Below are 21,526 nucleotides of genomic sequence, written 5' to 3'. Positions count from 1 at the left end.
GCCCTAAAGAGCGTAGCGAGCACTTACGCCGAGTCTCGCAATGAAACATATATGCAATAATTGCGAAGGCTGATCCGACCGTGATGTTTTCGATTTTAGCTGGGCCGATCCGCGATCGATTCGCGAGGGTCAGGCGCTGGATGGCGTGTTAGCTCAGCCCACGCCAGCGATTGAATGCGCGGTTCAGTTGCCCCAGAAACCGGTCGCTTCGCACAGGTCCCATTGATCGGCGGCCTTCATGCGACAGGCACGATCCGACGGCGCGCACGCACCGAACGCAATTTCATAATGGCGATAACAGCTGACTTGTCCCGGTGAAACAGGCACTTGGTTGGCGCGCTTAATTGGATTGACTGGATTGCCGCCAACAAAGGCAGCAACTTTAACAGGGCGCGAAGTCGCCGCCTGCGCGCTCGGCGCAGCCGTTGCGGCCACCTGCTCCGGTGTAACCTGCTTACCCATCACCAATGGCCAGAGCTGCAGAATGGCCAGCATCACGCTGACACAGATCATCGCCTTGCGCATTAACGCCCCCTAGAAAGTCCCCCACGACTCGGCGATGATACCGCTAAATCGCGGTAAAGGCGATCTTCATCATTCAGCTTTCGGGCAGAAAATCGGGTACCGAGAGATAGCGCTCGCCCGTGTCATAGTTAAAGCCGAGCACCCGGACGTCATCGGGCAGATCGGGCAGTTTCTGCCCGATCGCCGCCAGCGTCGCGCCCGAACTGATGCCGACCAGCATTCCTTCCTCCGATGCGGCCCGCCGCGCCATTTCCTTGGCGACATTGGCATCGACCTTGATGGTCCCGTCGATCGACGCAGTATGGAGGTTAGCCGGAATGAAACCGGCACCGATCCCTTGAATCGGATGTGGACCCGGCGCACCACCCGAAATGACTGGCGACGCTTCGGGCTCGACCGCATAGACCTTCAGATTGGGCCAATGGGCTTTCAGTGTTTCGGCAATTCCCGTGATGTGACCGCCGGTGCCGACCCCGGTAATGATGACGTCGATTGGCGAGTCCGCGAAGTCCGCCAGAATTTCGAGCGCAGTCGTGCGGGTGTGGACATCGATATTGGCCGGGTTTTCGAATTGCTGCGGCATCCAGGCGCCGGGGGTGCCGTCGACCAGCGCCATCGCGCGTTCGATCGCGCCGCGCATGCCCTTGTCACGCGGGGTGAGATCGAAGGTCGCGCCATAAGCGAGCATCAGCCGCCGCCGCTCGATCGACATGCTTTCGGGCATGACGAGGACCAGCTTGTAGCCCTTTACCGCGGCGACCATCGCAAGGCCGACGCCGGTGTTGCCGCTGGTCGGTTCGATGATCGTGCCACCGGGCTTCAGCGCGCCCGACGCTTCTGCGGCCTCGATCATCGCCAGCGCGATCCGGTCCTTGATCGATCCACCGGGGTTCGATCGCTCGGACTTGATCCACACTTCGGCGCCGGGGAACAGCTTGGCGACGCGGATATGCGGCGTGTTGCCGATGGTTTCCAGGATCGTGTTGGCTTTCATGCGACGGCCTCCAGCTTGGTGTTAAGGTCATAGGGCAGGTCTTCTACCGGGTCGAACGTTCGGGCGCGGCGGATACTCGGGAACAGGAAGGTCCACAGGATCGTGACGACAATCGCCCCGCCGCCGCCGACCAGCACCGCCCCGACCGGGCCGAGCGCGGCGGCGAGGAAGCCGGATTCGGCTTCTCCCAGTTCGTTCGATGCCGAAATGGTGAGTTGCGAGACGGCGCCTACGCGGCCGCGCTTGTCATCGGGCGTGTGCAACTGAATCAGCGACTGGCGGATATAAACGGAGAACATGTCCGCCGCCCCCGCAATCGCGAGTGCGATCATGCTAAGCGCCATGATCTGAGAAACACCGAAAATGATCGTCGCGGTGCCATAAATCATCACCGCCCACAGCATCTTGGGACCGACATTGGTCTTGATCGGGCGGAAGGAGAAAAAGATCGCGGTGATCGACGCGCCGACCGCTGGTGCCGAAGCCAGCAGGCTCAACCCGATGGGACCGACCTTCAAAATGTCATGCGCATAGATGGGCAGTAGCGCGGTGGTGCCGGCGAGGAACACCGCGAACAGATCGAGCGTAATCGTACCGAACACGAGCTTGTTCTGCCCGACATAAGCAAGCCCCTCTGCAATTTGACGGAGTGGATGCGCCTTGCCGGGGATGACGGTGCGGGGAACATGGCCAATCATCATCAGGCAGCCAAGCGCCACGACGAACAGTGTCGTCGCCAGCGCGTAAGCGGCATAGGGCGCGGCTGCATAGGCAACGCCACCGAGCGCGGGGCCGATGATCGTGCCGACCTGCCAAGAGATTGAGCTGAGGGCGATGGCGGTCGGCAAAATCGCGCGCGGCACCAGATTGGGAGCAAGCGCGCCAAAGGCAGGACCGGCAAAGGCTCGACAGAATCCCAGCGCCACCGCCACCGAAAACAGCACCGGCAGCGTCATATTGCCGCGATAGGTGACGATCGCGAGCACCAGCGCACACAGTACCTGCAGCGCTATGGTCGCGCGGGCAATCCAGCGCCGGTCGAACCGATCGGCGACCCAGCCGGTGATCGGCGTCGAGAAGAATAGCGGCAGGAATTGCAGTAGCCCGATCAGCCCCAATTGGGCGGCCGCCGCACTCGGGCTCATCGTTTCGCGCGCGATGGTATAGGTTTGCCAGCCGATCACGATGATCATCGCGTTTTGCGCGATCGTCATCGAAAAGCGCGCCGCCCAGTAGAACCGGAAATTCGTTATCTGAAAGGGGTGGGTCGCCTCAGCCATGGCTTGCGGCTTTAATGCTCTTGGGGCCAGCGGAGCAATCAGCGATTGCAGGCTGACCCCAAGCTTTTCTTCGGACCGTTAAATCTTCAGGCTGCCAAAAACGCCAGCAGGTCGGCCTTGAAGCGTTCGCGGTGGGTGACGGTAAAGCCGTGCGGTGCGCCTTCATATTCGATCAGCTGAGCACCCGCGATCCCCTGGGCTGCGGGGCGGGCGGAAATGTCGATCGGGACAATGCCGTCGCCGGTGCCATGGACGATCAGGGTCGGCACGGTGAAGGCGGGCAGATCACCCCGGAAATCGGTCGTGCCGAAAGCGGTGACGCAATCGAGCGTTGCCTTCAGGCTCGCCTGCATCGCAATCTGCCAGGCCCAAGCAACGACGTCGTCGCTCACTGGATCGGGCAGTGTGTCGACCCCGAAGAAGTTACGCAGAAAGCCGCGGAAAAAACCGGGGCGATCAGCGATGATGCCTGCCTTGATCCCGTCGAACACCGCCATCGGCGCGCCATTGGGGTGATCCTCAGTCTGCAGCATGAACGGCACGACCGATCCGATCAGCCCCGCCTTGATCACGCCTTTGCCGCCGTGCCGCGACATGTAACGCGCGACTTCGCCGCCGCCCATCGAGAAGCCGACCAGCGTCGTATCGGCGGTGGCACCGGTCGCGGCCATCACATCGGCGAGGTCGTCGCTGAAAGTATCGTAATTGTAACCGTTCCAGGGCTGCGCCGACCGTCCAAACCCGCGCCGGTCATAGGCAATCGCCCGGTATCCAGCATCGGCCAGCGCCATTGCCTGCGCGTCCCAGCTGTCCGCCGACAAAGGCCAGCCATGGACAAGGATAACGGGGCGTCCACTCCCCCAATCCTTGACGTAGAGATCGGTGCCGTCGCGCGTCGTCACATAAGGCATTGGGGTTCTCCGATAGGGAATTGCGGGCCAAACGGATCATCAACATGGCGGTTCCGCCTATAGCCAGGGGGCTGGCGGTAATCGCTACAACCTGCCAGCTTCATTCGAGTCGACTCAAGTAGGAGCAGCCCGGTGCGGATGAAATTATTGGTGGCAGCCAGTCTGTTGGCGCTGGCCGGGTGCGGCCCGGTGGCGCAGGTGCCGGGCGGATCGATGGCGGCGATGGCGCAGGCCGGCGACTGGGCAAAGTTCCGCGATGCGTTCGTCAGCGGCTGGTTCGAACTCGATCCCGCCAATGCCGTCTATCAGGGCAAGCATGAATTTGACGGGCGGCTCCCCGATTGGAGCGCCGCGGGCCTGAAAAAGCAGGGCGATTTCCTGCGCGACACGATTGCCGCCGCGCGCAAGTTCGATGCCGCCAAACTCTCCGATGCTGATCGGTTCGAGCGCGATTATCTCGTCAAGGTCGCCGAAGGAAAATTGTTCTGGCTGGAGGACGCCGATCAACCCCACCGCAACCCGACTTTCTATGTCGGCGGCGGGCTTGATCCCAACGTCTATATCGCGCGGCCCTATGCCGATGCGCCGACGCGGATGAAGGCGATGATCGCCTTTTTCAAAAGCGTTGCCGCGCAGGCCCCCAATATCCGTGCCAACCTGAAAACCCCGATGCCGCTGAGCTTCGTCAATTACGGCGTGGCCGGGTTCAATGGTTTTGCCGATTTTTATGCCGGCGACGCCAAAAAGGCATTCGCCAGCGTGAATGATCCGGCGCTGCAAAAGGAATTCGATACCGCGTCACAGGCTGCGGCCACGGCCATGCGCGAAATCGGCACCTGGCTCGAGAGCCAGCGCGCCACCGCAACGCAGGATTTCGCGCTGGGGGCGGATCGCTTTTCGCGAATGCTGGCGGCGACCGAGGGCGTCAACACGCCGCTCGCGGAGCTGGAGGCGATCGGGATGGCTGATCTGAAGCGCAATCAGGATGCCTTTGCCGAAGCCTGTGCCAAGTTTGCACCCGGCGCGACGATCGAGGCGTGCACCGCCAAGATGAACGCGAACAAACCTGAAGGCGGCCCGGTTGCCGAAGCGCGGCGGCAGATCCCGATGCTCCGCGCCTTTGTAATCGACAAGGATCTCGTCTCGATCCCCGGTACGGAGGAGGCCTTGGTCGAGGAGAGTCCGCCCTATAACCGGCAGAACTCAGCCTATATCGATCCGCCGGGACCGTTCGATAAGGGCATTCCGTCGGTCTATTATATCTCCCCGCCCGATCCGAGCTGGACCAAGGAAGTTCAGGACGGCTTCGTGCCCGGTAAGCAGGACCTGCTGTTCACCTCGGTTCACGAAGTGATGCCAGGGCATTTCGTTCAGTTCCTTCACGCCAACCGCTCGCCCTCGCTCTTCGGACAATTGTTCGTCGGTTACGCCTATGCCGAGGGCTGGGCGCATTATACCGAGGAGATGATGTGGGAAGCCGGGCTGAACAATGGCGACCCGGAAACGCATATCGGCCAGCTCGCCAACGCCCTGCTGCGCGATTGTCGGTTCCTGTCGGCAATCCGGCTCCATTCGGGCAAAATGACGCAGGAGCAGTCACGCGAGCTGTTCATCAAGGAATGCCACCAGGATGAAGGCACTGCCCGCCAGCAATCGGCGCGTGGCACCTATGATCCGGCTTATCTCAACTACACGCTCGGCAAGCTGATGATCCGCAAACTGCGGGCCGACTGGACCGCCAGCAGGGGTGGGACGAAGGCGTGGAAGGGATTCCACGACGCTTTCCTCAGCTATGGTGGCCCGCCAGTACCGCTGGTGCGGCAGGCAATGATGAAGGAAGCCGAGGCGAAATCGGTGTTCTAACCAATATCGGGCGGCGACCAGCCGGGTTCGGCGAGTTCGAACCCGGCAAAGTCAAACGCCGGCGTCACGATGCAGCTCACCAGCGCCCATCCGTGGTGCGCATCCGCCGCCTGCCATGCCCCGGCGGGCACGATCGCCTGCGGCAATTGCCCTGCCAGCACGTCGCCGCCGAGCAGGTGCGTTTCCCGGTCGATCATCAGCATCAGCGGGCTGCCCGTATGCCACAGCCACAACTCAGCGGCATCGACGCGGTGCCAGTGCGATCGCTGTCCCGCCTCGAGCAGAAACAGGATGCACGTGGCCAGCCCGCGTCCGCCATCGGGCGCGGGCTGGCGAAAGGTTTCGCGGTACCAACCCCCTTCGGGATGCGGCTGGAGATCGAGGGCGGGAATCAGCGGGTGTTGCATGGGGAGTCGTCACCTATTGCTGCACTGCACCATTTAATGGTATGTCGCCCACCATGAAGCAACCCGAAACTCAGGGCGATGACAACGCCCCCACCGGTCCGGTCCCGACGATCCTCGAAGCGATTGTCCGCCGCCTGTGTTTGACCGCGGTGTATAATCGCGGCACGGTGACGCTCGCGCCGCATATTCTCTACACCAAGCATGACGAACTTCACGTCGATGCAGTCGCCGTGGAGCGAGACGGAAAACCCCCGCGTGAGATCAAGCTCGGCACCTATCGGCTGAGCGGGCTAGGCGAGATTCAGCTGATCGATCGGACCTTCACGCCAGTCGAGTTGTTCGATCCCAGCGAGGCAAAATACCAAGATGTTACGCTGATGACTGTGGACCGAGTTTAACGTCTGCACATTGCGCTTCAGCCGATTGTGACGAAACTATCCATCACTCGCTTGCGCCCTGCAGTTTCGAACTCGATTTCAAGCTTGTTGCCTTCGATTTCGACAATCGCGCCATAGCCGAATTTCTGGTGGAAGACCCGCATCCCGAGCGACACGTCACTTCGCCCCTTGTTGCCGATGCTGACGGCGCTTGCCCGAGCTTCCACGACGCGTGCCGGTTCGCGGACGAAGCTTGAACCTGTTGCTGCCGCGCGCTGCCAACCCGGCCCCCGCCCGGTGCCGCGCGCGACATCGGCGAACGGATCGGCGCGTTCGGACCAGTTGGCGCGCCACAGGCTTTCGCCGCCCGCCATGCTCGATTCGCTCTCGATATGCGCCAAGGGTAGTTCGCCAACGAAGCGGCTCGGAATGCTTGACGTCCATTGCCCGTACACGCGGCGATTGGCGGCGTGGAGGATGAAGGCGCGCCGCCGCGCTCGCGTGATTGCGACATAGGCAAGCCGGCGTTCTTCCTCCAGGCTGGCATTGCCGCCCTCATCGATCGCCCGTTGGGATGGGAACAGCCCTTCCTCCCAGCCGACCAGAAAGACGGTGTCGTATTCCAGCCCCTTGGCGGCATGGATCGTCATGATCGTCACCTTGGCGTCTTCGGCCTGCGCTTCATTGTCCATGACGAGGCTGACATGCTCGAGGAACGCGCCGAGCGTTTCATACTCCTCCATTGCGCGGACGAGTTCCGACAGGTTTTCCAGCCGCCCCGAGGCCTCGGTCGATTTTTCCGCCTGCAGGACGGCTGTGTAGCCGCTTTCGTCGAGGATCTGGCGGGCGAGTTCAGGGTGGGGCAGGTCAGCCGCCATTTGCCGCCAGCGCGCGAGATCGATGACGAAATTGCCGAGCGATCGGCGTGCCTGCGGAGTGAGCTCATCGGTATCGAGGATGCGCGCGGCGGCGGTGCTGAGCGGCACCCCCTCGGCGCGCGCCAGCTGGTGAACACGTTGCACGGCCTTGTCGCCAAGCCCGCGCTTGGGCACGTTGACGATCCGCTCGAACGCCAGATCATCGGCGGGCTGGCTGACGATGCGAAGATAAGCCAGCGCATCACGGATTTCGGCGCGCTCGTAAAAGCGAAACCCACCAACGATGCGATAGGGCATCCCGATCGCGATGAAGCGGTCTTCGAACTCGCGCGTCTGATGCTGCGCGCGAACCAGAATCGCGATGTGATCGAGCGATTTGCCCCCCTCCTGATTCCAGGCCCGCTGGGCGCTCTCGATTTCCTCGCCGACGCGACGGGCCTCTTCAGGGCCGTCCCATACGCCGAGCACTTTGACCTTCTCGCCCTCGGCCTCGTCGGTCCACAATGTCTTGCCGAGCCGACCGCTGTTATTGGCGATTACTCCGCTTGCTGCCGCGAGAATGTGCGGCGTACTGCGGTAATTTTGTTCGAGCTTGATCACCTTGGCGCCCGGAAAATCCTTTTCGAACTTCAGGATGTTTTCCACCTGCGCGCCGCGCCACGAATAGATCGACTGGTCGTCATCTCCGACGCAGCAGATATTCTTGCGCTCCTGCGCCAGCAGCCGCAGCCAGAGATATTGGACGCTGTTCGTGTCCTGATATTCGTCGACCATGATGTAGCGGAACCGCTGCTGATATTGGCTCAGCACATCACGGTCACGCTTCAGGATCGTCAGCACATGGAGCAGCAGATCGCCGAAATCACAGGCGTTCAGTGCAATCAGCCGCGCCTGATAGGCGGCGTACATCTCCTTGCCGCGCCCATTCGCATAGGCCTCGCTCTCGCCCGCATCGATATCAGCAGGCGTCAGTCCTTTATTCTTCCAGCCATCGATTATCCCGCCCAACTGGCGTGCCGGCCAGCGTTTTTCGTCGATGTCGGATGCCACAATCAGCTGTTTCAGCAGCCGCAGCTGATCATCGGTATCCAGAATCGTGAAGTTCGATTGCAGCCCGACCAGTTCGGCATGCCGCCGCAGTATCTTTGCGCCGATCGCGTGAAACGTGCCAAGCCACGGCATTCCCTCCACCACATCGCCCACGATATTGCGCACCCGGTGGCGCATCTCGCGCGCGGCCTTGTTAGTGAAGGTCACTGACAGGATTTCGGATGGATAGGCTTTTCGCGTGTAAAGCAGATGCGCGAGCCGCGCCGTCAGCGCTGCTGTTTTGCCGGTGCCAGCCCCCGCCAACACCAGCACAGGCCCCTCGGTCGTCAGCACGGCATCGCGCTGCGGGGCATTCAGGCCGCGAATATAGGGCGGCTCGGCGGCGCTTGGTTCGGGGGCTGGGACAGGAAGACTCATCGGTGAACAGGTAGGGAACGGCGGCGCATCGGGCAAGCGCGCTTGTGCTGGCAACCCGCGATGATAAGTGTTGCTTGTTGGTATACGGGGAAACAGGTGATGGCAGCAGCAATCGACCATTGGCACGCACTGATGGACGCGCGCGATCCCAGCGGCCTCGATGATCTGATCGCGGATGATTGCGTGTTCCAGTCGCCCGCCGTGCACACCCCGCAGCTGGGCAAGGAGATCACGATCAAATATCTGACCGCGGCGCAAAAAGTGCTTGGCGTGCCGAGCTTTTGTTATGTCGAGGAATGGATCGGCGCGTCGTCGGCGGTGCTCGAATTTCAGCTTGATCTGGACGGTATTCAGGTAAACGGCGTTGACATCATCCATTGGAACGAAGCCGACAAGATCACCAGCTTTCGCGTGATGATCCGCCCGGTTAAGGGGTTGCAGGCAGTGATGCCGGCCATGGCCGCAGTGCTGGCGGGCTGAAGCAACGCTTGCCGTTACAATCGCTGCAATCGTCCAGCGCTGTCATCCAACTGACACAGACTAACGTCACTGGGAATTATGGCCACAACCCTTGCCGACAGCGCGCCTTTGGGTGACGCCGATCCCGATCGCCCAGCGCTCGATGCCCCCGCCAATCCCATTGCGCGCATCGTCTTTGCGCTGACGATCCTGGGTGGGCTGATCTATGCCGGGGTCAGCATCGCGAATGAGACCGCAGCGGTTGGCGAAACGCTGGCGATAGCGACAGTCATCCTGCTGGCACTGGCATTGCTGATCGCGCTCGGCTTCGAATTCGTGAATGGCTTTCACGATACCGCGAATGCCGTCGCCACGGTGATCTACACCAACTCGATGCCCGCCCAACTCGCGGTCGTTTGGTCAGGCTTTTTCAATCTACTTGGGGTGCTGCTGTCGAGCGGGGCAGTCGCCTTTTCAATCGTAACCCTGTTGCCGGTCGAACTCATCCTGAACGTCGGCAATGCAGCGGGTTTTGCGATGATCTTCGCGCTACTGCTCGCGGCGATCCTGTGGAACCTGGCCACCTGGTATGTCGGCTTGCCCAACTCGTCGAGCCATGCCCTGATCGGGTCGATTCTGGGTGTTGGGCTTGCCAATCAATTGCTGTCGAACGGTGCCGGTGGCACATCGGGCGTCAATTGGGCGAAAGCGCAGGAAGTGCTTTACGGCCTCGCCATTGCGCCAATCATTGGCTTTTTCGGGGCGATGGCGCTGCTACTCATCATGAAGCAGATCCTGCGCAACCCAAAGCTTTACGCCAAGCCCGCCGCCAATGAACCGCCGCCGCCGGGCATCCGCGGCTTGCTGATCTTCACCTGCACCGCCGTGTCGTTCGCGCATGGCGGCAATGACGGGCAAAAGGGCATGGGCCTGATCATGCTGATCCTGATCGGCTGCGCCCCCACCGCCTATGCGCTGAACCGTGGCGTACCGGCCGATGCGACCCCCGCTTTTGTGCAACACGCCGACAGTGCCGCCAATGTCTTCGCCGCCAAGGCGGGCGCAGCGACCGTCAACATCATCACCGCGCGGGATGTGCTGGCCAGCGCGCTCAAGACCAAATCGGCCAGCGACCCCGTTGTCTATGCAGCGATCGGCACGGTATCGCGCGATATTGGCGCACAGCTTTCGACCTATGGTTCGCTTGCCAATGTTCCCTCAGCGGTGACATCGCCACTGCGAAACGACATGTATCTGGCGCTCGATGCATCAAAACTGGCGCTGAAGGACAAATCGGCGGCGTCCACGTTCAACGAGGCCGATCGCGCGGCAATCAGCGATTTCCAGCACGAACTGGAGGGTAGCACACGCTTCATCCCGACCTGGGTGAAGATTGCGGTGGCGATTGCGCTCGGGCTCGGCACGATGGTCGGCTGGAAGCGCATCGTGGTGACGGTGGGCGAGAAGATCGGCAAGACCCACATGACCTATGGCATGGGCGGCGCCGCTGAATTGATGGCCGCAATGACGATCCTGCTCGCCGATCGCTTTGGGCTGCCGGTGTCGACCACCCATATCCTGTCGAGCGGCGTTGCAGGTGCCACGGTGGCGAGTGGGGCCGGATTGCAGGGCGCAACGATTCGCAACATGGCGCTGGCCTGGGTTTTGACCCTGCCTGCGGTGATGGCGCTGGCGGGAGGGTTGTATTGGCTGTTCCTGACGGCGCTTCGAATGGCCGGCACCGCCTGATCCGGGCTCGGGGCGCGTCGACAAGCCGAGCAGGCGGGCTATGAGGGGCGGATGACCGTTACACCCTCGACCAACCCGCTCATCGCGCACCGCCGTGTCCTCACCGCCAGCTTGGTCGGCACGTCGATAGAGTTCTACGATTTCTATATTTACGCCACCGCCGCTGCATTAGTGTTTGGGCCGCTGTTTTTTCCGGCGGAGGACGCGGCGGCGCAATTGCTCCTCTCCTATGCCAGCTTCGGCCTGGCCTTTATCGCCCGTCCGGTCGGTGCGGCCGTTTTCGGGCATTTCGGCGATCGGGTCGGGCGCAAATCGACCTTGGTCGCGTCGCTACTGCTGATGGGCGGATCGACCGTGCTGATCGCGTTTCTGCCGACCTATGCGCAGATCGGCTGGGCGGCCCCGCTGATTCTATGCCTGTTGCGGTTCGGACAGGGGCTGGGGCTGGGCGGCGAATGGGGCGGCGCTTCGCTGCTGGCGGTGGAGAATGCACCGCCGGGTTGGGCAGGGCGGTTCGGGATGTTCCCGCCCCTCGGCGCGCCAATCGGCTTCATCGCCGCCAACGGTTTTTTCCTGATCCTCGGCCTGACGATGAGTGACGCGAGTTTCCGCGCCTGGGGTTGGCGGCTGCCGTTTCTGGCAAGCGCCGCGCTGGTGTTCGTCGGGCTCTGGGTTCGCCTCAAGCTCGCCGAGACACCCGCCTTTGCCGCCGAGGCAGCGCGAGGCGCGCTGCCAAAGGTGCCGATCGCCCAGTTGCTAAAGCATGATCTGCGCAGCACGATTGCCGGGACGTTCGGCGTCATCGCGTGCTTTGCGCTGTTCTACATCGCGACCGCCTTTGCACTGGGATATGGCACCACGACGCTCGGCCATTCTCGCCAATCGTTTCTGATCGTCGAGCTGCTGGCGATCCCGTTCCTTGCCGCGGGCATCATTCTGTCGTGCACGTTATCCGACCGGTTCGGCACACCCGCGATGCTGCGCTGGGGTTTTGCGGGCGCGGTTCTTGCCGGATTGACAATGGGGCCGATGCTCGGGGCGGCTTCACTCGTGATCGTCTGGGCGTGGCTATCGTTCGCGCTGTTCGTGATGGGCTTCGCCTATGGTCCGCTTGGCGCATGGCTGCCGTCGCTGTTCGGGGCGGGGGTGCGCTACACTGGCGTTTCGCTGACCTTCAATCTGGGCGGCATCATCGGCGGGGCACTCGCGCCGATCATCGCGCAGGCGCTAGCGGCGCGCGGTGGGCTGGCGCTGGTTGGGGCGTATCTGGTGGTGGCAGCAGCGCTGAGCCTAGGGGGGCTCATGCTGGTGCGGCGTCAGCCCGCCATCTGACGAAGGAGGCTAATCCGCGCCTTGCCGTAATTGCGCTCGGCATCGATCTCGAACCCGGCGACCTCGACCGGCTCGTTGAACGCCGTTTCGACACTCACCCAGGTCGCGGGACCGATCCAGCCGAGCCGCGCCAGCTTGTCGATCGCCACTGACCCAGCGCCTGATCCGTACGGCGGGTCCATCATCACCACATCGAGCGGGTTAGTGGCTTGGCCCAGCGACAGCACCGACAGTGCCCGCACATCCGCCGTCGCGCCAAGCTTTGCAAGGTTGCCGCGCAGTGCATCGATGGCGGCACGATCATTCTCGACGAACAGGCAGGATGCCGCCCCGCGAGAGAGTGCCTCCAGCCCCAGCGCCCCCGATCCAGCGAACAGATCGGCCACCGCCAGCCCTTCGAAACTGCCGATCCGGCTGATCAGCATCGAAAACAGCCCCTCGCGAGTCCGATCGGCGGTGGGACGGGTGGCGTCACCTTTTGGCGCGACGATCGTCCGCCCGCGCCACTGCCCGGCAATAATCCTCATGGCCTAGCGCCTCGTCCGGGGCGGGCGGGGTTTGCCCGTGCCGCCTGGCTTTGATGCGCGCGCCGGTCGACTGCCCGGCGTTGGAGCCCGCGGTTTATCGATGAAGCCGCCGTCGCGTGCAGCGTCCTTGCGGCGCGGATCGGTCGCGGTGCGGCGGGCGCGGGAACTGGTTTCGTTGCGGACGGGTGCGCGCGTTGGCTTGACCGGCGTCACACCACCCTTTTCCTTGGCATCATAGAAGCGCTTGGGCTTGATCGCAGCCACCACGCGCGGCGCCTTGCGGGGTTCGGCGGCGTCGGGGCCAGGCTTGGGCGCACGGACCGGGCGATCGGTGCGGGCAGGCGCAGCCGTGCGATCGCCCCGGCTGCGAGGGGGCGGCGCTTTGGCATGCTCTGGCGGTGGGTTGCGGGTGGGATCACGACGGAACGCGACGACGTCATGCTGGCGAACCTCGCCAATCTCACCGGGCGCGAGATCGCCGAGGAGGAACGGGCCATAGCGGGTGCGGATGAGGCGAGAGACCTTCAGCCCCAGAAATTCGAGCACCCGGCGCACTTCGCGGTTCTTGCCCTCAGTCAGGATCATTTCGATCCATACATTGGCACCCGTCCGGCGTTCGAGATTGGCGTTGATCGCGCCGTAGCGCACACCCTCTATCTCTACGCCGTGGATCAGATCCTCGAGCTGCGCCTGGCTGACGGTGCCATAGGCGCGGGCGCGGTAGGCGCGCTCGACCCCGGTCGAGGGCAATTCGAGCTGGCGCTTCAACTCGCCATCGGTGGTGAGCAGCAACAAACCCTCGGTATTCAGATCGAGCCGCCCGACGGGGACCAAGCGAGGCAAATCGCTCGGCAATTTGTCATAGATGGTCGGTCGCCCGGCGGGGTCACGCTCGGTAACCAGCAGACCGCTCGGCTTGTGATACAGGAACAGCCGTGCGGGGGCGGGCGCCTGCACCGGGTTGCCATCAACCGTTACCCCGCGCAGCGATTGCAGGATCGTGGCAGGCGTGTCGATCACCTTGCCGTCAATCGCGATTCGGCCATCGGCAATCATGCGTTCGATTTCTCGGCGTGACGCGATTCCGGCACGGGCAAGCAGTTTGGCGATGCGATTGCCGTCGCGCGCGTCAGTGGCGGGTGGTGTTTCGGGCTTGGTTGGGGGCATGGCGTTGCTGATACAGGCAATTTGCACCCGTGCTGCAAAAAAATGCGGACAGGGGCGTTGTCCATTGGCTAGGGCACCGTCACGGGGCGCTGTGCCGCCGGGGGTGTGTTGTGGCTTTGTTCGCGCGCAAGAAACGATTGTTCCACCGGCTCCTCATCGTTGAGGATGAGCCGCTGGTGGCGTTCGAGAATGAGTATTTCCTGCGGGACGAGGGATTTGAGGTCGTCGCGACGCTCGATCGGGTCGAAGAAGCCGTAGCGCTGATCAATGGCGGTTCGGCGATCGATCTGGTGCTGGCTGATATCAGCCTGGCAGATGGCAGCGGTATTGACGTTGCAAAAGCAGCGGCCAAAGCGGGAATTGCGGTGCTGTTCGTGACAGGCCAATGCCCCGCCGAAGCCGAGGCGCTGGCCGATGGTTGCCTGGGCAAGCCCTATACCCAGCGCGATCTGGCGTTGGCGATTGCAGCGATTGAGGCCGTCCGGACCGGTACGACCCCAAAACGCCTGCCGCCCGGCTTCACGCTATTCAGAACTGCCGCCTGATCAGAATTGTTTAAACTGCTCAGGGTGCCTTCCTGGTAGTCTCCTGGCGTGCGAGTTCTTGTTGAAACGCTACTTCGGCACTGTCGATCTGGCGCTGGAGCTCGCCGGGATCGATAAAGGCATTGGCTTTCCCGCCTCGCTGTGCCGCTCGCTTTTCAGCGAGATTGAAGAAGTCGGGATGAAAATTGACAAAAACATCCGCCTTTTGCGCCCGTAATCTCGCAAAGGTTTTTCGAAAATCGGCGGCGGCGCGCGGATAGACGGGATCATTCACAAGGTTCTGGCCGGCCACCGTCAGGCTGGTGGCAAACATCACGCGGAGACCGGTGTTGACGAGCAACCATGAAACGCCGCCGCGGGTATGGCCGGGGCTCGCAATGGCCAGCAATGTGATCGGCCCAAGTACGAGCAGATCGCCATTATGGACAATCCGATCGACCCGCACCGGCGGAAACGGGGCAAGGCTGGGCCTGCCGATCGTTTTGCCGCTTTCAAGATCGGCCTGCTGAGCAGCGGTCGCAATCACTTTGGCCCCGGTCAGTCGCTTAAGTTCAGCGAGCCCGCCGGCGTGATCGAAATGGGTGTGATTGATCAGCAGATATTTCACATCCTGCAGCCGGAAACCGAGCGCCTTGACATTGGCGGCTATCAACGGGGCACTTTCGGGCAGTCCGCCATCAATCAGAATATGGCCGTTCGGGCCCGTAATCAGGAACGCCGACAGGCCTTTGGTGCCGACATAATGGACATTGTCGACGATATTGAAGGGCGCGAAGGGGCGGTTCCATTCGATCCGCTGCTGCGCGTCCTGGGCGGTAGCCCGGGTGGGAATCGCGAGTGCCGCGAGCGCCAGCCACAAGATCAGCCGCATCCGTTCAACCTCGATTCGACCGCATCATGAAAATGCCGGATGCCGGTTTCGAGCGTGCCAAGGGTCACCCGGTCAATTGCCCCTGACGCCAGCCCCTGCTGGCCAAGTTCAGCTGCACGGAAATCCTCGCCCGCGAACACCTGGCCATCCAGCAGCGCCCAGCTCCGCTCCCAGTGATTGCGCGCCTTGTCGGTCGCGGGGGCCGCGGGGATCAGCATGAAATCCTCGACCAGCACTTCGCCTTCGCTTTGCGGCATCATCACCATCAGGTTCATGTAATCGGGGCTGACGATCAGGACGGTGCCGGGAAACATCTGATAGGTATAGGTAATCGCGGCCCGCAATTGCGGCCAGTCGCTCCCCGCGGCGGCCACCAGATCAGCCTCACGACCAACGGCAGACCGCTGATGCGGGCCAATTTGGTCGCCGGTCGTCACCCCGTCTTTGAAGAACGGCCCGATCGTGCCCGAATGCAGTCGCTGGACGTGATAGCTCTCCAGAAACGCGTCCATGATGAGCTTCCAGTTCGCCGCCACCCGGTGCGTCTTGCGGCGGAACAGATATTGGCCGGGCAGATCGAACGCCTCGAAATCCTCGCCGAGGGCTCGGGCTTCGCTGAAATCGGCGGCGTCGTCGAACGCGAACCAGATCAACCCGCCCGCTTCAACTGTCGGTAAGGGTTTCAACCCGAAATCTGCCTTGTCGAGCCCCGGAAAGGTTTCCGGGCGCGGCATGCCCGTCAGGGCGCCGTCGAGCGCATAGCTCCAGGCATGATAGGGGCAGATCAGGCGCGGCGCGCAGACGGGCTCGCCGCCTTCCACCAGCCGCGTGCCCCGGTGGCGGCAGACGTTCATGAAGACATGGGCGGTGCCGTTCTTATCCCGCGTGACGAGCAGTGGCTTGCCGAACCCATCATGCGGCACGGCCATATTGGCATCAGGCAGCAACGCCGACGGCGCGATGACGAGCGGATGCTTCGCGAAGATATGCGCCTGTTCTGCCGCATGGCGTTCGGGCGATGTATAGGCGGCGGCATCGACATGCGTGATCCCCGCGCTCGACCGCGTCCCCCCGTTCGCCAGAATCGCCGCCAGCGCCAGCTGCCCCTCGGTCGGTCGCAACCCGTGCGGTGCATGCACGTTCATGGCTGTCCTTCTCCTGTTTTCCGGTTAGTGTCGCCCCGAATGGCGTGGGGAGCAAGGGGTCGATGACGGTGGAGGCGCAGCGAGACTGGTTGTCCGGGGTCAGGCCCTATGTCGAAAAGGCACCGCTCGCCGCATTCTTCCTCGGCGTGTCATCGGGTTTCCCTTACGCCATGATCGGGGCGACGCTGACGAGCAGGCTGGCGCAAGATGGCATCGACAAGAAGACCATCACGGCGTTCACCCTGGCGTTCCTGGTGTACAACCTGAAACCGCTTTGGGCCTGGGTCGTGGACGGTGTTCGCCTGCCGCTGATCGGGCATCTGGGACAGCGCGTGTCGTGGCTTTTGCTGGCGGGCGTGCTGGTGATGGCGGCGGTCGCCAACCTGGCGCTGGTCGACCCGACGAGTGACATTGGTGCGACGGTGCTCGCGGCGATCCTGGTGGGGCTGGCGGGCGCGACCTTTGACATCGTCATCGACGCGTACCGGATCGAACAGCTCGAACCCTACCAGCTCGGTGTCGGTTCGGGGATGACTCAATATGGCTGGCGGATCGGATCGGTTTCGGCCGGCGCGCTTGCGCTTGTGCTGGCATCGCGGGTGGGGTGGGAAGGCGCCTATCTCGCGTGCGCCGCCTTTGCCTTGCCCGCGATGATCACCGGGTTGGTGCTTGGCGAACCCAAGCGCCACCGCGAACCGACGGCAAAGCGGGGCATGTCCGAACTGATCACATCGATCATCGGCCCCTTCACCGAATTCTTCCAGCGCAATGGCGCGATCATCGTTCTTCTGTTCATCCTGATCCACAAGATTGGCGATACGCTCGGGCAGATCGTCCTGCGGCTGCTGCTGAACGATCTGGGTTTCACCAATGATGAGATCGCGATCTACGACGTCGGCGTCGGGTTCTGGGCCTATTTGATCGGCATCTTCGTCGGCGGGGCGATCTATGCGCGGATCGGCATGAAGCAATCGGTGCTTTGGAGCCTGATTCTGATGGCGGTGTCCAATGCGAGCTTCGCCGTGCTGGCGGGGGCGGGGCATAGCAATTGGGGGCTGGCCGCCGCGATTGGGTTTGAGAATTTCGCCAGCGGCATCGGCGGGGTGACCGTCGTCGCCTATTTCGCCGCCTTGTGCGATTTGCGGTACACGGCTTCGCAATATGCCCTGATTTCGGCCGCATCGAGCATCGTTGGGCGGCTGCTGACTGCAACCACGGCGGGTGCGATGGTCGAGAGCTTCGGCTATGTCACCTTCTACTGGATCACCACGATTGTCGCCTTGCCCGGCGTGTTCCTGTTCTGGTGGATGATCCGGACGGGCCTGGTCGATCAAGCGATCGGCGATGCCGGGACCGAACCAACGCCCGACGGTGAACGCAACGCTACCTGATCCATCGTCCTGCATCGGCAAACGCAGACCCGACAAGCGCCATCGTTGCCAGCACCCCATCAACGCGGCGGTTGCCGAGCAGATCGGCGAGGAGGGCGTGGGCGACCATGGGCTGGTGATCGAGCCGGCGCATGATCTCGACCAGGGTCGCCTCCGATGCGGTCATTCGCCGGCAGCAACAGGGTGCAATCGTGATCGGCGTGCATGCCGTCGCCGCGAGTTCGCTCATCATCACCCGCATCAGGATCAGGGGGCGACGAAAGCCGGGGCCGAAGGCGGTGATGAAGTGATTGGCGATATGCGCATCACCCAGCCCGTGTGCCCCGAGCCGCCGGACGGACAGCAGGAACAGTCGGCTATTGTCGTTTTCGGGCAGCGGATGCGGCAGCGGCTGGGTGAGGAGAGTCGCGGGGGCGGGATGGGCGGTCATAGGCGGGCTCCGATCAGGAACCCGCACTATTCCAGTGTCGCTATTGCAAGTCAATCTCAATAACTAGCTTGGTATCTGACCATTCATCGATAGCACCCCACCGGCCAGATAGAGCGATCCGAGGATCAACACGACAGGCGGATTGGCAGGGTCTGCTCGCGTGGCAATAGCGTCGAGCGCGAGTGGCACGCCATCGGCCGCGGCCGCACGTAACCCGAGCGACAGCGCCGCCGCCGCCAGCGCTTCTGGCACATGATGCGCGTGATCCGGCACCGGCACGGCCTGCAACGACCGGGCAAAGCGTGCGAAGGGCAGGATCAACCCGCGCGCATCCTTGTTCGCCAACATGCCCAAAATCAGGTGCACAGGCCGACCCGCCGCTCGGGCTTCAAGCGCGGCACTGACGGCGGTGGCCGCCGCCGGATTGTGCCCGCCATCGAGCCATAACTCACTGCCATCGGGTAACCGGCTGACCAGCGGCCCTGCGCTAAGGCGCTGCATCCGCGCCGGCCATTCGGCCCATTCGGCTGCGGCACGATACGCGCTTGGCGGGATGGTCAGCGCAGACTGATGCCGAAGCATCGCGATCGCCAGCCCCAGATTTTCAGGTTGGTGTGGACCGGCCATGCGGGGCAGGCCGGTCTCTATCACGCCATGGCCATCTTCGTAGCGCAGCCCTTGCCCGATCTGGAGCTGCCAATCGGTGCCAAGCCTGCTGATCGGCGCACCCGCCCGTTCAGCAACAGCGATGACACGTTGCGCGACATGCGGTGGATAACGCATCGTGATAAGCGACACAGCCGGCTTGGCGATTCCCGCCTTTTCGCCCGCGATTTGCTCGATCGTGTCGCCGAGGAAACTTTGATGATCGATGCCGAGTTGCGCGATTCCCGTGACGATGGGCGCGGTGATGACGTTGGTGGCATCAAGCCTGCCGCCCAGCCCAACCTCGATCACACAGGCATCCGCCGGCGCGCGGGAAAAGGCGAGGAACGCGGCTGCAGTGGTTACTTCGAAGAAGCTCGCGCCGACATCACCGGCCGCATCGAGCACATCGGCCAGCAATGCCGCCAGCGCGTCATCTTCGATCAAGCGTCCGGCGATCCTGATCCGCTCGTTGAACCGGACCAGATGGGGACTTGTGTAGACATGGCAGCTGAGCCCCGCCGCTTCGATCGCCGCGCGCAGAAAGGCGCAGGTCGATCCTTTGCCGTTGGTACCGGCAACATGGAGCACGGGGGGTAACTCTCGATGAGGGTTACCGATGCGATCGAGCAGCGCGGTGATGCGTTCGAGGCCAAGGATATCGGCACCCGGTGAAAGCGCCCATAGTCGATCGAGCTGCGCCTGCACGGCGGGCGAGGAGGAAACCGCGTTATCGGCCATGATCGGCCCCAGATTCTGGCGTGCCGAAGGTTACGCCGCCTGTTTCACGCCGAGAAACTCGATCAACTGCGCGAGCGTTTCGGGCAATTCCTTGCGCGGTTTGACCATGTCGATCATGCCATGGGCGAGGAGGTATTCCGATGTCTGGAAATCATCAGGCAGCTTCTCGCGGATCGTGTTTTCGATCACGCGACGGCCAGTGAAGGCCAAGGTTGCCTTGGGCTCGGCGATCTGCACGTCACCCAGCATCGCATAGGCCGCCATCACGCCGCCTGAGGTGGGATCGGTGAGCACGACAATATAGGGCAGCCCGGCGTCATGGAGCATCTGGATGGCCACGGTGCTGCGCGGCATCTGCATCAGCGAGAGGATACCTTCCTGCATCCGCGCGCCGCCCGAAGCGGTGAAGATGATGTACGGGCATTGATCGGCAATTGCCGCCTGCACGCCAGCGACGAATGCCTCGCCCACGGCAAGCCCCATCGATCCGCCCATGAAGGCGAAATCCTGCACACCGACGACGGCCTTGCGCCCGCCGATCAGTCCGCGCGCATTGGTGAGCGCATCGCCTTCACCCGTTGCCGTCCGCGCTGCTTTGATCCGATCGGCATAGCGCTTGGTATCGCGGAATTTCAGCGGATCTTCCTGCACGCGCGGTGGGGGCAACACCGTGTAGCTTTCGGCATCGAACGTATAATCGAACCGGGTTCGCGCGCCGATCCGCTCGTGATGATCGCAGCTCGGGCAGACATGGAGGTTATCCTCCAGCTCCTTGACGAAGATCAGCTGCCCGCAGCCCTTGCACTTGTGCCAAAGATTGTCGGGCGTTTCCTTCTTGGCGACGACGAACGACAGTGCGTTGCGGACATTGCTGAGCCAGGTCATGCGGGTATCTTTCTTGCAGAACGGATCGCGGTGGCGAGCGAGGTGATATAGCGCGTCACATGCGCGGGCGCATCATTTCCGTGTTCGGCGATGATTTCGACGATCGCCGAGCCAACGACGACCCCGTCGGCAACACGAGCGATTGCCTCAGCCTGTTCAGGGGTACGGACGCCAAAGCCGACCGCGACCGGGATATCGGTCGCGGCCTTCAATCGAGCGACCGCATCCTCGATCGAAGTCTGGGCAGCCTGCTGCAGCCCGGTGATCCCGGCGACCGATACATAATAAAGGAATCCGCTTGCCCCATCGAGCACGGCGGGCAGCCGCGCGGCATCGGTGGTCGGGGTGGCGAGACGGATGAAGTCGACCCCCGCTGCGCGGAGTTCTGGGCCGAGGCCATCGTCTTCCTCGGGTGGCAGATCGACGCAGATTACCCCATCGACGCCTGCTTTTGCACATTGGTTGGCGAACCAATCAGGGCCTCGCCGCAGCATCGGATTGGCATAGCCCATGAGAACGAGGGGGACGCTGGGGTGCCGCGCGCGGAAATCGGTAGCGATATTGAGGATATCAGCAGTGGTCGTGCCGGCCGCGAGGCTGCGCAGGTTCGCAGCCTGAATCGCGGGGCCATCGGCCATCGGATCGGTGAACGGCATGCCGAGCTCGATGACGTCCGCGCCGCCCGCGACGAGGGCGTCGAGGATGGCCGGTGTAGGGCCATCGCCCGCAGTAACGAAAGTCACGAGCGCCGCGCGCTGCTGAGCAGCGACAGCGCCGAAACTATCGGCGAGTCGACTCATAAGGCCGCTCGACGCCCGTCCGGGGCTAACATCAACCAATCGACTGCAATTATCAGGTACGTAACGCCAACGATCAGCGCCACAAAATCGGAACGCAGCGGGATGTCGCTGGCGCAATCCAAGACAAACAAGACGGT

The 21,526-nt window shown here is 62.7% G+C and carries 21 protein-coding genes; 7 read left to right on the top strand and 14 right to left on the bottom strand.

Annotated elements, in window-relative coordinates; genetic code table 11:
• Positions 1–183: 183 nt before the first annotated feature.
• The 4 genes from B7Y49_RS03545 to B7Y49_RS03530 form a co-directional block, all read right to left on the bottom strand.
• Positions 184–525, bottom strand: a complete 342-nt coding sequence (locus tag B7Y49_RS03545) for a hypothetical protein (RefSeq protein ID WP_374126191.1) — start codon at positions 523–525, stop codon at positions 184–186.
• Positions 526–598: 73 nt separating this feature from the next.
• On the bottom strand, positions 599–1,519 hold the full coding sequence (gene cysK / locus B7Y49_RS03540) for a PLP-dependent cysteine synthase family protein (RefSeq protein ID WP_374126190.1): 921 nt from the start codon (positions 1,517–1,519) through the stop codon (positions 599–601).
• Positions 1,516–2,799: an MFS transporter gene (locus B7Y49_RS03535; RefSeq protein ID WP_374126189.1), complete on the bottom strand. Its 1,284-nt coding sequence runs from the start codon at positions 2,797–2,799 to the stop codon at positions 1,516–1,518. Before B7Y49_RS03535 ends, cysK begins: the two co-directional genes overlap by 4 nt.
• Positions 2,800–2,885: 86 nt before the next feature.
• Positions 2,886–3,710 (bottom strand): alpha/beta fold hydrolase, encoded by an 825-nt coding sequence (locus B7Y49_RS03530; protein WP_374126188.1) that lies wholly within the window; start codon positions 3,708–3,710, stop codon positions 2,886–2,888.
• 132 nt (positions 3,711–3,842) lie between these two features.
• Between B7Y49_RS03530 and B7Y49_RS03525 the strand changes: the two genes are divergently transcribed.
• Positions 3,843–5,573, top strand: coding sequence for a DUF885 domain-containing protein (locus B7Y49_RS03525; RefSeq protein WP_374126187.1), 1,731 nt, complete (start codon positions 3,843–3,845; stop codon positions 5,571–5,573).
• Here the strand turns inward: B7Y49_RS03525 and B7Y49_RS03520 are convergent.
• On the bottom strand, positions 5,570–5,980 hold the full coding sequence (locus tag B7Y49_RS03520; RefSeq protein WP_374126186.1) for a cupin domain-containing protein: 411 nt from the start codon (positions 5,978–5,980) through the stop codon (positions 5,570–5,572). The two genes, B7Y49_RS03525 and B7Y49_RS03520, sit on opposite strands and share 4 nt — an antisense overlap.
• A gap of 53 nt (positions 5,981–6,033) precedes the next feature.
• Between B7Y49_RS03520 and B7Y49_RS03515 the strand changes: the two genes are divergently transcribed.
• The gene (locus tag B7Y49_RS03515; RefSeq protein WP_374126185.1) at positions 6,034–6,378 is read left to right on the top strand and encodes a hypothetical protein; all 345 of its coding nucleotides are present in this window, start codon (positions 6,034–6,036) and stop codon (positions 6,376–6,378) included.
• A gap of 17 nt (positions 6,379–6,395) precedes the next feature.
• On the opposite strand, the gene B7Y49_RS03510 is transcribed toward B7Y49_RS03515, so the two are convergent.
• Positions 6,396–8,702 carry an ATP-dependent helicase gene (locus tag B7Y49_RS03510; protein WP_374126184.1) on the bottom strand — a complete coding sequence of 769 codons (2,307 nt, stop codon included), beginning with the start codon at positions 8,700–8,702 and terminating at the stop codon, positions 6,396–6,398.
• A 99-nt stretch (positions 8,703–8,801) separates the two neighbouring features.
• Between B7Y49_RS03510 and B7Y49_RS03505 the strand changes: the two genes are divergently transcribed.
• The 3 genes from B7Y49_RS03505 to B7Y49_RS03495 all read left to right on the top strand — a co-directional run bounded on the left by B7Y49_RS03505 (position 8,802) and on the right by B7Y49_RS03495 (position 12,242).
• Positions 8,802–9,182 (top strand): nuclear transport factor 2 family protein, encoded by a 381-nt coding sequence (locus tag B7Y49_RS03505; protein ID WP_374126183.1) that lies wholly within the window; start codon positions 8,802–8,804, stop codon positions 9,180–9,182.
• Positions 9,183–9,260: 78 nt separating this feature from the next.
• Entirely contained in the window at positions 9,261–10,910 is a 1,650-nt protein-coding gene (locus B7Y49_RS03500) for an inorganic phosphate transporter (RefSeq protein ID WP_374126182.1), read from the top strand.
• Between the two features lie 51 nt (positions 10,911–10,961).
• The gene (locus B7Y49_RS03495; RefSeq protein ID WP_374126181.1) at positions 10,962–12,242 is read left to right on the top strand and encodes an MFS transporter; all 1,281 of its coding nucleotides are present in this window, start codon (positions 10,962–10,964) and stop codon (positions 12,240–12,242) included.
• Here the strand turns inward: B7Y49_RS03495 and rsmD are convergent.
• Together rsmD and B7Y49_RS03485 are read right to left on the bottom strand one after the other, a co-directional pair.
• A complete protein-coding gene (rsmD, locus tag B7Y49_RS03490) occupies positions 12,227–12,769 on the bottom strand; it encodes an RsmD family RNA methyltransferase (protein ID WP_374126180.1) in 543 nt (180 codons plus the stop codon). The two genes, B7Y49_RS03495 and rsmD, sit on opposite strands and share 16 nt — an antisense overlap.
• A gap of 3 nt (positions 12,770–12,772) precedes the next feature.
• A complete protein-coding gene (locus B7Y49_RS03485; RefSeq protein WP_374126179.1) occupies positions 12,773–13,936 on the bottom strand; it encodes a pseudouridine synthase in 1,164 nt (387 codons plus the stop codon).
• Between the two features lie 110 nt (positions 13,937–14,046).
• Between B7Y49_RS03485 and B7Y49_RS03480 the strand changes: the two genes are divergently transcribed.
• On the top strand, positions 14,047–14,481 hold the full coding sequence (locus B7Y49_RS03480; protein WP_374126178.1) for a response regulator: 435 nt from the start codon (positions 14,047–14,049) through the stop codon (positions 14,479–14,481).
• Positions 14,482–14,500: 19 nt separating this feature from the next.
• On the opposite strand, the gene bla is transcribed toward B7Y49_RS03480, so the two are convergent.
• Together bla and B7Y49_RS03470 are read right to left on the bottom strand one after the other, a co-directional pair.
• Positions 14,501–15,352 (bottom strand): subclass B3 metallo-beta-lactamase, encoded by an 852-nt coding sequence (gene bla / locus B7Y49_RS03475; protein ID WP_374126177.1) that lies wholly within the window; start codon positions 15,350–15,352, stop codon positions 14,501–14,503.
• On the bottom strand, positions 15,343–16,497 hold the full coding sequence (locus B7Y49_RS03470) for an aromatic ring-hydroxylating dioxygenase subunit alpha (protein ID WP_374126176.1): 1,155 nt from the start codon (positions 16,495–16,497) through the stop codon (positions 15,343–15,345). Before B7Y49_RS03470 ends, bla begins: the two co-directional genes overlap by 10 nt.
• 62 nt (positions 16,498–16,559) lie before the next feature.
• On the opposite strand from B7Y49_RS03470, the gene B7Y49_RS03465 reads away from it, so the two are divergent.
• The gene (locus tag B7Y49_RS03465) at positions 16,560–17,888 is read left to right on the top strand and encodes an MFS transporter (protein ID WP_374126175.1); all 1,329 of its coding nucleotides are present in this window, start codon (positions 16,560–16,562) and stop codon (positions 17,886–17,888) included.
• On the opposite strand, the gene B7Y49_RS03460 is transcribed toward B7Y49_RS03465, so the two are convergent.
• The 4 genes from B7Y49_RS03460 to trpA all read right to left on the bottom strand — a co-directional run bounded on the left by B7Y49_RS03460 (position 17,881) and on the right by trpA (position 21,389).
• Positions 17,881–18,318 (bottom strand): DUF6628 family protein, encoded by a 438-nt coding sequence (locus B7Y49_RS03460; RefSeq protein WP_374126174.1) that lies wholly within the window; start codon positions 18,316–18,318, stop codon positions 17,881–17,883. The genes B7Y49_RS03465 and B7Y49_RS03460 overlap by 8 nt on opposite strands.
• Before the next feature lie 63 nt (positions 18,319–18,381).
• The gene (locus B7Y49_RS03455; protein WP_374126173.1) at positions 18,382–19,704 is read right to left on the bottom strand and encodes a folylpolyglutamate synthase/dihydrofolate synthase family protein; all 1,323 of its coding nucleotides are present in this window, start codon (positions 19,702–19,704) and stop codon (positions 18,382–18,384) included.
• A 30-nt stretch (positions 19,705–19,734) separates the two neighbouring features.
• Positions 19,735–20,589, bottom strand: a complete 855-nt coding sequence (accD, locus tag B7Y49_RS03450) for an acetyl-CoA carboxylase carboxyltransferase subunit beta (protein ID WP_374126172.1) — start codon at positions 20,587–20,589, stop codon at positions 19,735–19,737.
• Positions 20,586–21,389 carry a tryptophan synthase subunit alpha gene (trpA, locus tag B7Y49_RS03445; protein WP_374126171.1) on the bottom strand — a complete coding sequence of 268 codons (804 nt, stop codon included), beginning with the start codon at positions 21,387–21,389 and terminating at the stop codon, positions 20,586–20,588. Before trpA ends, accD begins: the two co-directional genes overlap by 4 nt.
• Positions 21,390–21,526: the final 137 nt, after the last annotated feature.

The organism is Sphingomonas sp. 28-62-11, from assembly GCF_002278865.1.
Lineage (GTDB): Bacteria > Pseudomonadota > Alphaproteobacteria > Sphingomonadales > Sphingomonadaceae > Sphingomonas.
Note: the sequence above shows the minus strand (reverse complement) of the source record. Positions and strands in the feature narration are given on the sequence as shown.